Genomic DNA, 14,403 nt, shown 5'->3' with positions numbered 1-14,403 from the left:
GTGGTTCAAGTCGCCGGTCGTCATACGTTCTGCCTAGGGTGCTGAGTAGACGTCGATTGGCCTGATGATATCCGGAGTGCTGCGTCTGCCTTCCTCCATCAGTCGCAGCTCCAGAAGAAAGTGTGGCGGCTGTCCGTCAGAGGATCTCAGCGCCGGCGGCGCTCGCGTGTCCTACTCCTCAGGAACACGAGACACATCCGGATGTGATCATCGTTCGATTGCGCGCGCGAAGCAGTGTCATCTGCTGTTCAATTAGCAAATATCACATATGCTAATTCACCCTTCGGTTGAGTTTATATTTTTGATATTGGTTGAATTAGAGTATTCTGATGTTTGCTGCGGTCGAGGGTGCTGCAGCTCCGGCGTAGGAGGCTAGAAAACGTGAAACCCATAATGATCCTGTCAGGTGGCGCATTCGCTGCGATTTTCCTCGCCGCAGCACCGGCGCTGACCCAAACCGCAACGTCGCAGTTCAACGTCCAGATGACCATTACGTCGGATTGTCAGATCAATTCGGCCGGCAATTTGGATTTCGGCTCCACCGGCGTCATCGCGGGAAATCGTGACGTGGCGAGCTCGATCGTTGTCCAGTGCACCAGCGGCACACCTTACCACATAGGCTTGAATGAAGGACTAGGTGCGGGGGCGACGGTCGCGTCACGCGTGATGACGGGCCCGAGCTCCTCGACCGTCGGCTATTCGCTCTACACGGACGCGGGCGTAGCCTGGTCTGGGGCGATACCGTCAACACCAACACGATGAGTGCCAGCGGCAGTGGTGCTGCCCAGACATACACCGTCTATGGCCGGGTTCCCTTGCAGGATACTCCTGCTGCCGGCACATACACGGATACCGTCACCGTCACTCTCACCTACTGAACGGTATTGATCCTCATGCGCATCATCATCGCCGCTGCGGTCGTTGCGGTCTCTCTATGCGGCCCCAGTTCCGGCTCCGCCGCATCGCTGCGCGTTGCTCCCGTCATCATCGATCTCTCTGCCCCGACGGCAACCTCGCACATCCGCCTCTGGAACGACGCAGCCAAGCCGATCAACGTCCAGGTCCGCGTGTTCCGCTGGCGCCAGGAAAACGGGCAAGACGTTCTCGTCCCGGCGGAGCAGGTAGTGGCAAGCCCGCCGATCACGACCCTGAAGGCCGGCGGCGAAAACCTTGTTCGCATCGTCCGAACGGGCAAGCAACCGGTGCGGGGAGAGGAGTCCTATCGGCTGGTAGTGGATGAGTTGCCAAGCGCCGGTCGCCAGGCCGCCACGGTGGTAATGGTCGTGAGGCACTCTATCCCCGTCTTCTTCTCGGAAGATACCGCCAGCGATCCCAAGCTGGAATGGAGGGTGAGGCGAGCCTCCGGAGGCTATGAACTGACGGTGATCAACAGAGGTGATCGCCGACTGAAGGTCTCGGACCTTGCACTGAAGTCCGGGAACCAAACCTTTGCCCGGCGTGGCGGTCTGGTCGGCTATGTACTTGGAGGATCCAGCGTAAGCTGGTTCGTGCCGGGCGAGAAGATCGGTAATGGCTCCGTCACCGTCACTGGCCAGAACGAGGGCGGCGGGTTCGATGCCAAGGTTGCCCTTAAATAGTGCGCGACTTCTTCTGACGGCCTGCCTCCTGCTGACAAGCGCCAGCAGCGGCGCACGGGCAGCAGCAGACGGGACCACGTCTGGCAGTCGCGACCTGCAGCTTGAGGTCATCGTCAACGGCACACCAAGCGGCTTCATCGCGGCCTTCCACGAGACCGGTGACGGCCGCCTGACGATCGAGGCAGAGCAACTGCACAATTGTGGCTTGGAGCCCGCACCGGAAGCGACCCTCCCTGACGGGCGGATCGACATCGCCCTGCTGCCAGGCGTCACTTACCAGTTCGACGAGGCCTTGCAGACGGTGGCCTTCATCACGGAACTTGCAGCACTTGCCCCTCAAGAACTGGGCGGCGAGGCTCTTGCAGGCGACGAAGAGCCAGCGGATCCAGAAAGCAGCTTCGGCGGCTTGGTGAATTATACGCTCTATGCCTCCACCTCCGCCGAGGATCTCGGTGACCCCTGGTCGTTCAGCGGCATGTCGGGCTCGTTTGAAGGGCGGCTTTTCGGACCTCTCGGCCTATTAACCTCCTCTCAGCTTCTGACGGTCTCGCCGAACGAACTTTACTCCACAGCCCGGCTGGACACGACGTGGCGGTACAGCGATCCGGGCAGCATGATCAGCTATCACGCGGGCGACGTCATCACCGGCGGGCTGGGCTGGACCCGGCCTGTTCGTCTCGGGGGTGTCCAGATCCAGCGGAACTTCGGCCTGCGGCCTGATCTGGTGACGATGCCATTGCCGGAACTGTCCGGCAGTGCCGCCGTCCCATCAACCGTCGAGGTCTATGTCGACAACACCCGCCGGTTGTCGCAGGAGGTTGACGCCGGACCCTTCTCCATATCCGACGTCCCCGTCTTCACCGGAAACGCGACGGCGAGGCTTGTCGTTCGTGACGCCCTTGGCCGCGAGACCGTGAGCGAAACACCGTTTTTTACCTCTTCCGACCTTCTTGCCGAAGGCTTCTTCGACTATTCCGCCGAGGCAGGTTTCGCCCGCCGCCTCTACGGGGCGGAGTCCTTTTCCTATGACGAGCGGCTGCTGGGAAGCGCGACAGCGCGCTACGGCGTCACGGACTGGTTCACGCTGGAAGGACATGCAGAGGCCGGTGCCGGTTTCTGGAATGCGGGTCTTGGAACGACGATGGCACTCGGCAACTGGGGCATCGGAACGCTTTCTGGAGCAGCAAGCAGCCATCAGGGCAGCGGCTATCTCGCATCCGCAAGCCTGGAGACGGAAATCTGGGGCCTGCAGTGGCACGCAAGTACCCAGCGTACTTTCGGCGACTATGCCGACATCGCCTCCGTCACCGCCGATCTGACCGTGACCGGCAGCATTCCCCGCAATCGCAGCGGCGCTCCGCCACGGGCGCTCGATCAGGTTGGCGTGTCCATTCCGCTCTCCTTCGATCAGACTGTCCTGAACCTCAATTTCACGCATCTGGAGACGAGTTCGCATGAGCATTCGCGGATCGTCGGCGCCACAGCGAGCAGGCCGATCGGCGACCGCGGCAATGCCTTTGTCACGGCATATGCGGACCTCGGCCGAAGTGACGCCTTCGGCATTTTTGCCGGGATAAGCTGGACCTTTGGCAACAACGGCGCGGTATCTTCCGGTATCCAGCATGACGGCGACGGAACAAGCTTCATTTCCGAAGCATCCGGCCGGCGGGCCTTCAAGCACGGCGATCTGGAATGGCGCGTGAGCGATTCGGAGGGCAGCCGCCGCAGTCGCGGAGCAGGGGCGGTCTATAACGGTTCGGCAGGACGCGTGGAGGCGCATGTGGAACAGGGCCAGGACATGATGAGCGTCCGTGGCCAGGTTGATGGCGCGCTGATCGTAGCCGGCGGCGACGTGTTCCTCAGTGATCGCGTCGAGGATGCTTTTGCCATCGTCGACGCGGGCGCACCAAATGTGGAAATTCATTTCGAGAACCGGCCGATCGGCAAGACCAATCGCCACGGCAGGATGCTGGTGCCGGACCTTCGGGCTTATGAGACGAATCGGATCAGCATCGACCCCGCAGCACTTCCCATGCATGCGACCTTGGAGACGCTGACCAAGACTACTGTGCCGCATCACAAGAGCGGCGTGACCGTGGGATTTGCCGTGAAAGTGCACGAACGACCCTTAACCATCTCGCTGCGTCGGCCGGATGGAACCTTCGTCGAGCCGGGTTCGGTGATTGCGGCCGACCAAGCCGATGAGACGTTCCTGGTCGGCTATGACGGTCAGTCCTATCTCGCCGGCATCAGCGGACGCACTCGCTTCACCGTCAATCCGGGCAGCGCAAGCGGCTGTTCCTTTGAAATCGACCTGGACGAGATCGAGGACAGGGACAGGATCATGGAGACGACATGCACAGAGGACGGTGGATGAACAGGCAAGCTATCGGCGCTCTTGCGGCAGTATCAGCCGCTCTCGCGGGGACCCCTGCGCTTGGACAGGCTTGTGACGTCAGCATGTCCAACATCAGCTTCGGCACCGTCAATTTGCTGGGCGGCTCGGGGGTTAACAGCTCCGGGTCCGTCAACGTCAACTGCCGCAATCTTCTCGGTCTCAGCCTCAGCGTTCGGCTCTGCGTTCATCTGGGGGCCGGAAGCGGCGGCATGTCCGCGCCCGTCAGGACCATGGCCAATGGCGCAAACCGTCTGCAGTACCAGCTCTACCAGGATGCCTCCCGCACCACCTCCTGGGGCGCAGCGAACCTACCCTCGCTGGGGGCTCCCCATACCTTCGACTTCGCTCTCCTGCCGCTCTCGACATTCACGGCGAGCCGCACCATTCATGCTCGCATCCTGCCCAACCAGCAGACAGTGCCTGGCGGTGCGTACTCCTCGACCTTCACGGGCGGCGACGTGCGCGTCAATTGGGGTACGTACACCCTCATCCCACCGTCCTGCAGTTCGCTCACGCAAAACCCCAGTTCGCCCAGCTTTGCCATCCAGAGCTTCGTTGATCGGACTTGCAGTGTCTCGGCACAGAACCTTGACTTCGGCCGCCATGGCCTCCTGAAGAACCGGATCGATGCGGCAAGTCAGCTTGCCGTCAGTTGTACATCCGGACTGCCGTTTGCCATCAGCCTCAACGGCGGGCTCACCAATGCAGCGCCGGCGGAGCGCAAGATGACCAACGGCACCCACGCCATCACCTATGGTCTGTTCCGCGATTCCGCGAGAAGCCAACCCTGGGGCAGCGCCACCGGGCTGCTGGCCGCCGGTACGGGAAGCGGCATCATTCAGAACCTCACGGTTTACGGGCGGGTTCCGGCGCAGACGACACCGCCCGCCGGCACCTACACCGATACCGTTGTCGTCACGGTCACCTATTAGCTCTGCGAGGCAGGAGCATCCCATCTTGCGGCGTATTTGCCTCAAAACTCCCTGCTGCAATCGCGCCGTTCATGGAGACCGTCGACGATGGAAAAGGACTGTCTCGGCCGCTGCCAGCGAACGGTCTTCGAACGTCAATCAATCATCTATTAGAATTCACTGTTTAACTAAAGTAATCGGTTAATCGTGTTGATGGAAGGTCGGGACCTGGTCCCTTGAAAGGTTGAGTGATGATGCTTGGTAGGCAAACTGACGCAGTGGCGATGATGCGGGCGCTTTCGACCTCGCAAGCCCTCATCGAGTTCGATCTTGAAGGCATCATCCTCACGGCAAACGAGAACTTTTGCCAGGCACTCGGGTACAATCTTTCGGAGATCGTCGGTCGGCATCACAAGATATTCTGTAACTCAAGTCAGGTCGCATCCCCAGAATATGCAACCTTCTGGTCACGTCTGGGCGCCGGGACCTTCGACGCCGGGAGTTACAGACGTTTCGCAAAGGGCGGACGCGAGGTCTGGATCCAGGCTTCCTACAATCCGGTCTTCCGCAACGGCAGGCCCTACAAGATCCTTAAAATTGCTGCTGATGTCACCTCTGCCAAGACGCAAGCGATCGAAGACGCCTGCAAGCTGGAAGCGATCTCGCGCTCTCAGGCGGTCATTGAATTTACGCCCGCCGGCGAAGTCATCGCTGCCAACGAAAACTTCTGCCGGACGATGGGCTATTCACAAGACGAAATTATCGGCAAGCATCACCGCATGTTCTGCCGAAGCGACTACATCAGTACGCAGGAGTACAGAGTTTTCTGGGAGCGGCTTGATCAAGGTGAGTTCATTTCGAGCGAGTTCGTTCGCATCGCCAAGAGTGGGCGCGAGGTCTGGATCCAGGCGGCCTACAATCCCATCATCGATTCCTCCGGCCGCGTGACCAAGGTGGTGAAGTTTGCAACCGACGTGACGGAGCGGATGAGTGCCATCAACGAGGTGAACGTCGGTCTCTCAGCTCTCTCGGATGGCGACCTGACAGTGGCCCTTGAACAGCCTTTCGTTCCATCGATGGAAGAGCTCAGGCTGAACTTCAATCGGTCGATGGCGCGCCTGAATTCCACCATGGCGACCATCGGTGAGAGTGCGAATGTCATTGCCGATGCATCCACCGAAACCAGTGGCGCAAGTGCCAGCTTTTCAAAGCGGACAGAGCAGCAAGCGGCTTCTCTCGAGGAAACTGCCGCGGCCCTCGAACAGATCACGACCACGATCACCAGTACCCGTGACAGCGCTCAGGAAGCCGGTGTTCTCACAGCTTCAACGAAGGCCAGCGCAGAGGCATCGGGAGCTGTCGTCGCAAAGGCTGTGGCAGCCATGGGTGAGATCGAGAAATCCTCGCAACAGATCGCAGGCATCCTGGGCATCATCGACACGATCGCGTTCCAGACAAACCTGCTGGCACTGAATGCCGGTATCGAGGCCGCCCGGGCTGGCGAAGCAGGCAAGGGATTTGCTGTCGTCGCGCAGGAAGTGCGCGAGTTGGCGCAAAGGTCGGCTGCGGCTGCGAAGGAGATCAACAGCCTGATCTCGACCTCCAACCGCTTGGTGGGTGACGGTGTGGATCTGGTTGGCCAGACCGGCACCGCCTTGAACCAGATCCTGAACCAGATCGCCAGCGTCGACTCCAACATCAGCGCCATCGCCGATGCAGCCAGGGAGCAATCGGCGGGGGTCAAGCAGATCAGCGTCGCCGTCAACTCCATGGACCAGGCGACGCAGCAGAATGCGGCTATGGCCGAGGAGGCTACTGCTGCAAGTGCCGCCCTGGCCCAGCAAGCTGCGCTACTGAGAGAGCAGATGGCAACCTTCCGTACGAAGGCTGAAGGTGCTGCACGCTATTCAGGTGCAGGCCTCAGGCGTGTTGCGTGAGGCATCCTTCCTGACCGAAGGTTCAATTGCGGCAGCCGACGAATGTCATTCGCGCTGGACCGGCACGATCGCGTCACTGCGCGGCGGGCGATCCAAAGGGCCGCGGGTCAGATCCTGTCTTCCCCGCTCCACTTCTATGACGGTGTAGGCCTTTTCATCCCGGTAGATACTGCCGTGCCTGCTGGTGACGTCTTCCCCCGGTAGCGCCCGGACCTCCGTAAAGTCGAATTCGGCACCTGCCGCCACGATGCGAGCATCGCCGGGCGTCCTGGCAGCGACCAGAAACTCGCCGATTTCGGGTGCATCGTGCCATCGAGCATCATTGTGTTGCGCCACAGGAACCAGCCGGTAGATGTTCAGCGGCTCGCCGGGCTCCGTGCCGTGGGCGAGTTTTGCGGCATCCGAAAGCTGCGCCTGGCTCTCGACCGATCGTCCAAAGGTGGTGGGACTTTCGCTGCTCACTGTCACGTTCGTGGCCGAGTTGTCAGCGTTGTCGATCATCTTGCAATCTCCCATGTTGCGTCCGGATAGAACAAGGCTTCACAGGCATCGTTCCGGAGTAGCATTCCACCGCGGATGCATTTTTTTCTGCTTGCTGTCGCCCGGCTGAAATGGGGCGTGGAACCCGCGGTCTCGATGCCGGTTACAGAGACCCGCTCCAGCATCAGCAGGAATTCTCCATGGCTCTTCAAATCAAGCTGCCCCAAGAAGCGACTGCCCCTCACCTGGATCTAGGCGGTGGGCTGCATGAGGTCGCACCGGACATTGCCTATCTCCGGGCGGTACTGGTCAACGTCATCCTCGTAGGCCCCCAAGGTGCTGGTGATCGAGAATGGGTGCTGATTGACACTGGCGTGGCGGGATCGAAGGCCAGCATCACCAGAGCGGCAGAAATACGCTTTGGATCTTCCTCGCGGCCACGCGCAATCGTCCAAACCCATGGTCATTTCGACCACGTGGGAGCGCTGGAGGAACTCAGCGCTGACTGGGACGTGCCAGTTTATGCGCATCCCGAAGAATTGCCGTACTTGGATGGCACACGGAGCTATTCGGCGCCGGATACAGCAGCCGGTGGAGGCGTCATGCCAAAACTGGCGCCTCTGTTTCCCCGGTCGCCCGTCAACGTCGCTGATCGTATCGTCGCGTTACCTGAAGGCGGCAGCATTCCGCCGATGCCGGGCTGGGTCTGGATCCATACGCCCGGCCACACTCCTGGCCATGTGTCGCTGTGGCGAGCCAGCGACAGGTCTCTGATCGCGGGCGATGCGTTCATCACCACCGGGCAGGAGTCGGCGTATGAGGTAGCCCTTCAACGGCTCGAAATGCATGGTCCACCCCGGTATTTCACGCCTGACTGGGAAGCCGCGGGAGCATCGGTCTCAAAGCTTGCCGCCCTTGGACCAAGACTTGTCGTGACCGGTCACGGACGACCGGCCGCCGGCGCGGAAATGCTTGCGGCATTGAACAAGCTCTCCGACAACTTTTTCGACATCGCCGTCCCCGAGCACCTGCGCTGAACACTGCGGCGCGTGGAGCTCTGGTATCAAGTCGCCGATCTCTCCGTTGTCCGACTGCTCCGGCGGGACACTCGTGGACGAGGGCGCTAAGGACAACGTCGCCCGGGACCGTTCGCGATGCTGCCACGACTGCGAAAGTTCCTGGAGTTGAGTGTTCGCAGCCGACCGTACGCTCCTGTACCTACCATACCGCATGGATGACTGGCAGGAACACCAGCCCCATTCTGCCGGTTGGCATTGCCAAAGGAGACTGAAGCCATGCCAAGCAGATCACACGATCCGGCCCCCAACCCGGCGCAAATCAGAGGCGACCTCCAGCGAGGACTTAGTGCTGACAGAAGGCCGGGCGTCGACCCGGCCATGGCGCCGCTCGAGACCGACTCCGGAGCTGGCGGCGCCCCGCTCACACCCGACGACGGATCGCCCCCGCCACAGAAACGCAAAGCAGAGGAGGGGCCCGCCTGAAATCATAGGCGAACGCAGGCCGAGCCTTCCCGCTTATCTGCCGCTTCTTGCCGTCGTCGTGATCGCCGCTGCGGTTCTGGCTGGCGTATTGCCGATGATGCGGCGCGGGCCCTGGACTGGTGAGCCATCCACAGGAGGCGAGAATGCATACGGAAGAGGCCCGGAAAGCGTGGTGGCAGCGCCTGGGGCGTGTCGGTTGATGCAACCGCGACGCCGCACAGGTTCGATCCTGCGTGGCGAGCTGGAGGAGTCCGTTTCCTGAGAGCTTGCCTACTAGGTGGCCTGCCGTCGTGCAGCGAGAGAGGGAGCAAGCTCGTTGAAATAGGAAGGATCGGGCCGGCTTGCTGAGGAAAGTTCGCTGGACTACGGCGGGGATAGCGGGCGCATGTCGATCCGCGCCCGCTATCTGTGTGACTGGCCAAGGAAGGGCGGGCTGGTCTACCCGATCATGCTCCGGATGCCCTTCAGCATCGCGAGGTGGCTCTGGATCCCTGTCACGCCGACAATCGAAGCCCCGCGGGCCATCGGGTCATCGCCATTGCGCGCGTACTTCTTGTGGATTGCCAGGAGCTCCTCATGACCGTCAATCTGTCCGTCGATGTACATCGCATCGAACTCAGCCCCTTCTGCAGCCTCGAGCTTTTCCAGCATTGCCGCATGTTTCTGGCTGATGCCCGCGGCGCCCGGACGGGAGCCGAAAGCTTCGGCGACGGCTGCCTGCTCGGCAATCTCGAGTTCCGCGAATGTCTTCACGGCCCGATGCTCCGCCTTCTGCAGAGCAAGCTGGCTTGTTGCGGTGGCGAAATCGCCGCCCATGAGGGCGGGCATCTTCGCCCGATCTAACGCAGCACCCTGGCCGAAAGCAGAGCTTGTGAAAGGAAGCACTGCCGCCGTGGCTGCCGTGCCGATCAAGAGATGACGTCTGTTCATTGGCTTTCTCTCCTTGCCCGCCGCGGCTCGAACCAGCTTCGAAGAAGCGGGTTCCCGTGTCTTCGCCATGAACCGATTTCTGTCATGTAGCAGACAGCCCGCTGATAGCCGTCGCTTGCGAGAGGGTGTCAGCAAGCGGCACCACGAGCTTCAAGCCCTGGTACGGCACCGGACACACCTGCCTCGTCGCCTGGAAACGAGGAACATTCGGTGGCGGAAAATGATAGCCATCTAGCTACTGGAGGTACTCGCAATGCTCGAAGAACAGATCTCGAAATGCACGGCACATCAGCTGGTTGCGCTGGTCCCGAACCTGCGCTCGTTCGCGCGTCGATTTGATCCCAATCCCAGCAACGTCGAGGACCTTGTGCAGGATACGCTCGCCAAGGCGCTCGCGAACCTCGACAAGTTCCAGCAGGGTACCAACCTCAAATCCTGGCTGTTCACCATCATGCGCAACACATTCTGCACGAAGTATGGGCGGAGCAAGCGCGAGCCCGTCGGAATTGACGACTGCGTGGCCGGACAACCGTCCATCAGCGCTCCGCAAGAGTGGTCCCTGCGGGCGAAAGAACTCGCGAGAGAGATCGACCTTCTGCCGCTGCATTACCGGTCCGCTATCCAGCTCGTCCTGATCGACAGTGTGAGCTACGAGCTTGCGGCTGAACAGTCCGGCTGCCCGATCGGTACTTTGAAAAGTCGCGTGAGCCGCGGGCGATCAATGCTCATTGCGAGGCTGGCATGAGCCCTTCAGCGTAAATGCGGCGCAGCAACTGCCGGTCGCGAGGTAGCCTCAGCCTGTGATGTCTCTGGTCCTCGGGAGATCAAGACCGTCTGATCGGAAATCCTATAAGACGTTCGTATTCCTGCTCAGGAATTCCATAGGAGCCGCCAGCGATCTCCTCCAGCTTCTGTCTATTTACTATCCTGATGTTACCCCGCGTGGCCTTGATGGCACCAACCCCTTCGAGGACATGTATCTCGTTGGTGACGCCTGAACGACGCACGCCCAGCATCAGCGAGAGGAACTCGTGCGTCAGTTGCAGATCATCTTCCCGCAGGCGGTCATGGCACATCAGCAGCCAGCGAGCCAGGCGCTCGGGCATGTTGTATCGGCCATTGGCAAGAGCGGAGTGCGCAAGCTGCAGGTCGCAACAATGAACATATTTCAGAAGAAGATCGTTGGCCGTCGGTACCTTCTGAACCATCGACAACAGCATAGCCGCTGGTACCGAGATGCCGCTCCCCTCGACCTGCATGAAGGCCTTGTTCGGCGTCTTCTCTACCTTCAGGAGAAGATGGGAGCCCGTCATGCCCTCGAAGCCTATATGGCCGACCTCGACGGATTCGTCGTCCGAGTTGGTCGCCACAAGCGATCCCAAACCCCGCTCCAGGAAGTAGACGAGGTCGGTGGCCACATTGGCGGTGATAAGATCGAACCTCAATGGTAGTTCGACACGCTGCATCGAAGGTTGCAGAAGCGCGTAAGCTTCAGGAGAGAGCGCACGCAGAAGAAGATTTGAAGTATTCTCTTGAAGAAGGTCAGACATCTTCCAGCCTCGGCGGGAACGAGCCCGGTCTCATGCGACGTGTGGCGAGGCGTCAGCAATGATAAGCTTATGCGTCAAACTGGCTTGATCGGCCAAGAGCCAGAGGCGTTGTGTACGGTTTTGACATTTCTATTCCGCGGCCGCCCTTGCCGCTGCGAGCGAAGGTTGATCGACGATCTGAACTGCGGCGGAGAACGAGAGGACCATGACGGTAAACCCATGCTCATCAGTGACGTTCATCAGCCAGGATGAAACATCTGCGGTCTTCAGAAGACTTCCCTTCAGCCGCTCGCCGATGGTCTCAACGGCTTCGCGCCGGGCAGAAAGCAGATCAGGATGCTCAGACCCTATGCTGTCGGGGAGTGAAATGCCGTCATGAAGATTGAAGAAATACCGCGTCATGTGTCAGCTGCTCCTGTCCAGGCAAGAGCAAAAGCGGTCTCTCAGCCGCCCGCGCCTGTCTTCAACGGCGGGCGATGGAATATTCGTTGCATTCAATAGCGGTTTAAACAAGGCGGATGTCTTGCCTTAGCCAGTGAACGGCGAGAGGCCTATGGGCTCGCACGACGGCCGTGGCTAAGCATCCTTGTTCCGTCAGTTCGGTACAGACCGCACACGCGGTCTAGCCGTCCCGCCCGCCGCTCCTATGTGATCTGTTCGAAGAAACGATGGCCGCTGTTCCGGCATGCCAGATACCCTAGAACACGCTTGGAGTGACGGGAGCATGCCGAGGTACTTCTTTCATCATGTTACGAAAGCCGGCCACGTCTCTGATCTTGAGGGCACCAACCTTCCCAATTTGGATCGTGCAAGAGCGGAGGCTGTCCTGGACGCTCGCAGCCTGATGAGCAATGCGATGCTGCAAGGCCAGGACATATCCTCGCGAAGCATCCAGATCTGTGACGAAATGGGGAACGTCCTGTTGACGGTGCCCTTTGCCGATGCCGTGACGCGTGAAACCTGAGCCTCTGTGCGGTTTCGCACCCTTCATTGCGGCTTGGCGCCAGCGCCCTACTCTTCTTCAGGATTACGAGAGGCGGAGCAGAAGGTGTTGAGGAGGACAACTTCTGCTCTTTCCTATTTGAAGGGAACGAGCATGACAGACTTGCAGCAGTCACGCATGGGAAACAAGCTGATTGCAGCATTTCCGCCTGCAGATTTCGAAACGATCGCTCCACATCTGGAGCCTGTTGATCTGCCGAAGGGAACGGTTCTCGCCGAACCGGGTGAACCGGTGGAGCACGTCTATTTTTTGACGAGGGGAATAGGGTCGGTCATCGCTGTGACCAGCGAGGGAAGTCGTATCGAAGCCGGTCTGTTCGGTTTCGAGGGTTACGCGCCGGCTCATGTGGCTGCGGGCGTCCGGTTGAGCCCTCATGAAGTTGTCATTCAGGTGGAGGCAGATGGCCACCGAATGACGTTCGACGCCTTTCAGACGGCCATGGAAACAAGCCGGAGTATCCGTGCAGTGATCCAGCGCTCTGTCGCCGCTTTTGTCGTACAACTGTCCTACACCGCAGCATCGAATGCTCTTCACAGCGTCGAAGAGCGCCTGGCGCGTTGGCTGCTCATGTGCGACGACCGCATTCAGGGCGGTGAGTTTCGCCTGACTCACGAATATCTTGCCATGATGTTGGCCGTACGTCGTCCGAGCGTCACGACGGCACTGCATGTCCTGGAAGGGAACCGCTTCTTAAGGTCCGAGCGCGGCCTGATAACCATGCGTGATCGCAAGGCAATGCAGGAGTTCGCCGGCGGAGCGTATGGGAAGCCGGAGGAATATTACCGCAAGCTGATGGAGGAAGCCTTGCAACCCCCTGTCGGCGGGAGCTGCTGATCCATACAGGCGGTCTATTCCTGCCGAGCGGTGGTTGCCTGACCGGCAGGGTGCAAAGCTTCGGATCCGGCATAATACCGGCTCCTGAAGAGCCGCGAATTGGAGGCGAGAACCGCGATTTCAGCCAAACGGCTCGGGTCAAGCAGACCACGTCTGTAGAAGCAGAAGACGAGGCTGGCCAGATGCTGGCGTTCATCTTCATTGGTCGTCCCGGCAGCTTTTGCTGCTAGACTGACAGCTTCCCGGAGCGTTGCCACACCGGTGCTGTCGAGTACACTTGGGTTAAATGTCAGATGCAGGGACATCAGGTTCCCTCCGCTATTTCAACCATTAGAAAGATAGCAGATCGACCTGGTCATTGCAGGTTGAGTACGAAACCGTACCTCTTCGGCAGAGTTTTCGCGGATTTCAGGCGCGGGCTTCCCTTCCTGAGACACAAGATGCACTTCGGAAGCATCGTTCGCATTCTATACACGAGCTGCTGGAACTTTGCCGAGATGATCCAGTTCGCTAGCCACACAGACCGAAGCTGAACAAGCAAAGATCGGGCGGTGTTGCAAATTCTCTAAGGAGAAATAGCGGAGCGGTAGGTCGAGATGCCAGGTAACAGTAGCCCGACGACCAGTGGTGTCGTCATCACTTTCCCGCCGGCGAGACCGGGTCGCGAGCGGCCCGACGAAGGAGACACCGTCCCGGGGCAAGCAGAAGCCGAAGGAACCGAGTGCCGTAGATTGAACCGCGCAGGACGATGGTTCGCCCCCGAAGACTGGACAAGATACGAAGTATGAGCTGCAGGTTCGGCACCAGACACCTTATGGATATCAGGAAGGCTTGCTGGCATGAACCTTACCTCAGGCCGCCATGACAAGGCTGGGAGGGACAGTCAAACCCACTTGCCCCGACATGACACCTTCGACGTAATTCAAGGCGTTCTGCAGACCGTTGGACGTGTAGGGTTTCTCGATAGCGCCCAGTGCCCCCGCAAAATCGTCGGGAAGGCGTTTCAGATTACCCGAGACGAACACGTACAAAACCCCTTTGGATGCCAGGAACTGTCCAACATCGATGCCCGTCGGCCCGTCCAGCAACTGGATGTCCACGAAGGCGAAGTCCGGATTGTGCGAGACTGCCACCTCCATGGCTTCCTTGCTGTCAGCCGCAAGAGCCACGACCTCGTGGCCAGCAGCCTCGATCTCACTCTCCAGCTCCATGGCCAGAAGTGCCTCGTCCTCAACAATCATCACTCTCAAGATATGCCCT

At 59.9% G+C, this 14,403-nt stretch carries 14 protein-coding genes and 1 pseudogene; 9 read left to right on the top strand and 6 right to left on the bottom strand.

The window, feature by feature from the left end; all coding sequences use genetic code 11:
* Positions 1–393: 393 nt before the first annotated feature.
* The 5 genes and pseudogenes from M1E10_RS23545 to M1E10_RS23525 all read left to right on the top strand — a co-directional run bounded on the left by M1E10_RS23545 (position 394) and on the right by M1E10_RS23525 (position 6,844).
* A pseudogene (locus M1E10_RS23545) lies at positions 394–878 on the top strand (Csu type fimbrial protein).
* 15 nt (positions 879–893) lie between these two features.
* Positions 894–1,598 (top strand): fimbrial biogenesis chaperone, encoded by a 705-nt coding sequence (locus tag M1E10_RS23540; protein WP_499175202.1) that lies wholly within the window; start codon positions 894–896, stop codon positions 1,596–1,598.
* Entirely contained in the window at positions 1,576–3,975 is a 2,400-nt protein-coding gene (locus M1E10_RS23535; protein ID WP_499175201.1) for a fimbria/pilus outer membrane usher protein, read from the top strand. Before M1E10_RS23540 ends, M1E10_RS23535 begins: the two co-directional genes overlap by 23 nt.
* Before the next feature lie 83 nt (positions 3,976–4,058).
* Complete coding sequence (locus M1E10_RS23530) at positions 4,059–4,928, top strand: Csu type fimbrial protein (RefSeq protein WP_499175200.1); 870 nt, start codon at positions 4,059–4,061, stop codon at positions 4,926–4,928.
* A 233-nt stretch (positions 4,929–5,161) separates the two neighbouring features.
* A complete protein-coding gene (locus M1E10_RS23525) occupies positions 5,162–6,844 on the top strand; it encodes a methyl-accepting chemotaxis protein (protein WP_499175199.1) in 1,683 nt (560 codons plus the stop codon).
* Positions 6,845–6,889: 45 nt separating this feature from the next.
* Here M1E10_RS23525 and M1E10_RS23520 read toward each other — a convergent pair whose 3' ends face one another.
* Positions 6,890–7,342, bottom strand: a complete 453-nt coding sequence (locus M1E10_RS23520) for a hypothetical protein (protein WP_499177290.1) — start codon at positions 7,340–7,342, stop codon at positions 6,890–6,892.
* A gap of 182 nt (positions 7,343–7,524) precedes the next feature.
* Here M1E10_RS23520 and M1E10_RS23515 point away from each other — a divergent pair, with 182 nt between their 5' ends.
* A complete protein-coding gene (locus M1E10_RS23515; protein ID WP_499175198.1) occupies positions 7,525–8,361 on the top strand; it encodes an MBL fold metallo-hydrolase in 837 nt (278 codons plus the stop codon).
* Between the two features lie 903 nt (positions 8,362–9,264).
* On the opposite strand, the gene M1E10_RS23510 is transcribed toward M1E10_RS23515, so the two are convergent.
* Complete coding sequence (locus M1E10_RS23510) at positions 9,265–9,756, bottom strand: DUF4142 domain-containing protein (protein WP_499175197.1); 492 nt, start codon at positions 9,754–9,756, stop codon at positions 9,265–9,267.
* Positions 9,757–10,009: 253 nt separating this feature from the next.
* Between M1E10_RS23510 and M1E10_RS23505 the strand changes: the two genes are divergently transcribed.
* A complete protein-coding gene (locus tag M1E10_RS23505) occupies positions 10,010–10,501 on the top strand; it encodes a sigma-70 family RNA polymerase sigma factor (RefSeq protein ID WP_499175196.1) in 492 nt (163 codons plus the stop codon).
* A gap of 79 nt (positions 10,502–10,580) precedes the next feature.
* Here the strand turns inward: M1E10_RS23505 and M1E10_RS23500 are convergent, their stop codons facing one another.
* Together M1E10_RS23500 and M1E10_RS23495 are read right to left on the bottom strand one after the other, a co-directional pair.
* Positions 10,581–11,306, bottom strand: coding sequence for a Crp/Fnr family transcriptional regulator (locus M1E10_RS23500; RefSeq protein WP_499175195.1), 726 nt, complete (start codon positions 11,304–11,306; stop codon positions 10,581–10,583).
* Positions 11,307–11,435: 129 nt separating this feature from the next.
* Entirely contained in the window at positions 11,436–11,708 is a 273-nt protein-coding gene (locus tag M1E10_RS23495) for a DUF6894 family protein (protein WP_499175194.1), read from the bottom strand.
* A 283-nt stretch (positions 11,709–11,991) separates the two neighbouring features.
* On the opposite strand from M1E10_RS23495, the gene M1E10_RS23490 reads away from it, so the two are divergent.
* Positions 11,992–12,270: a DUF6894 family protein gene (locus M1E10_RS23490; RefSeq protein ID WP_499175193.1), complete on the top strand. Its 279-nt coding sequence runs from the start codon at positions 11,992–11,994 to the stop codon at positions 12,268–12,270.
* Positions 12,271–12,402: 132 nt separating this feature from the next.
* Positions 12,403–13,143, top strand: a complete 741-nt coding sequence (locus M1E10_RS23485; protein ID WP_499175192.1) for a Crp/Fnr family transcriptional regulator — start codon at positions 12,403–12,405, stop codon at positions 13,141–13,143.
* A 14-nt stretch (positions 13,144–13,157) separates the two neighbouring features.
* On the opposite strand, the gene M1E10_RS23480 is transcribed toward M1E10_RS23485, so the two are convergent.
* Both M1E10_RS23480 and M1E10_RS23475 read right to left on the bottom strand, forming a co-directional pair.
* Complete coding sequence (locus M1E10_RS23480) at positions 13,158–13,448, bottom strand: hypothetical protein (RefSeq protein ID WP_499175191.1); 291 nt, start codon at positions 13,446–13,448, stop codon at positions 13,158–13,160.
* 546 nt (positions 13,449–13,994) lie between these two features.
* The gene (locus M1E10_RS23475; protein ID WP_499175190.1) at positions 13,995–14,393 is read right to left on the bottom strand and encodes a response regulator; all 399 of its coding nucleotides are present in this window, start codon (positions 14,391–14,393) and stop codon (positions 13,995–13,997) included.
* Positions 14,394–14,403 lie beyond the last annotated feature (10 nt).

This window comes from Rhizobium sp. PK7-22, assembly GCF_056530405.1.
Note: the sequence above shows the minus strand (reverse complement) of the source record. Positions and strands in the feature narration are given on the sequence as shown.

Bases quoted from the DNA above. Each gene is read 5' to 3' on its own strand.
- M1E10_RS23540 (WP_499175202.1), top strand. From the start codon at position 894: ATGCGCATCATCATCGCCGCTGCGGTCGTTGCGGTCTCTCTATGCGGC.
- M1E10_RS23535 (WP_499175201.1), top strand. From the start codon at position 1,576: ATGCCAAGGTTGCCCTTAAATAGTGCGCGACTTCTTCTGACGGCCTGC.
- M1E10_RS23530 (WP_499175200.1), top strand. From the start codon at position 4,059: ATGTCCAACATCAGCTTCGGCACCGTCAATTTGCTGGGCGGCTCGGGG.
- M1E10_RS23525 (WP_499175199.1), top strand. From the start codon at position 5,162: ATGCTTGGTAGGCAAACTGACGCAGTGGCGATGATGCGGGCGCTTTCG.
- M1E10_RS23515 (WP_499175198.1), top strand. From the start codon at position 7,525: ATGGCTCTTCAAATCAAGCTGCCCCAAGAAGCGACTGCCCCTCACCTG.
- M1E10_RS23510 (WP_499175197.1), bottom strand. From the start codon at position 9,756: ATGAACAGACGTCATCTCTTGATCGGCACGGCAGCCACGGCGGCAGTG.
- M1E10_RS23505 (WP_499175196.1), top strand. From the start codon at position 10,010: ATGCTCGAAGAACAGATCTCGAAATGCACGGCACATCAGCTGGTTGCG.
- M1E10_RS23500 (WP_499175195.1), bottom strand. From the start codon at position 11,306: ATGTCTGACCTTCTTCAAGAGAATACTTCAAATCTTCTTCTGCGTGCG.
- M1E10_RS23495 (WP_499175194.1), bottom strand. From the start codon at position 11,708: ATGACGCGGTATTTCTTCAATCTTCATGACGGCATTTCACTCCCCGAC.
- M1E10_RS23490 (WP_499175193.1), top strand. From the start codon at position 11,992: ATGCCAGATACCCTAGAACACGCTTGGAGTGACGGGAGCATGCCGAGG.
- M1E10_RS23485 (WP_499175192.1), top strand. From the start codon at position 12,403: ATGACAGACTTGCAGCAGTCACGCATGGGAAACAAGCTGATTGCAGCA.
- M1E10_RS23480 (WP_499175191.1), bottom strand. From the start codon at position 13,448: ATGTCCCTGCATCTGACATTTAACCCAAGTGTACTCGACAGCACCGGT.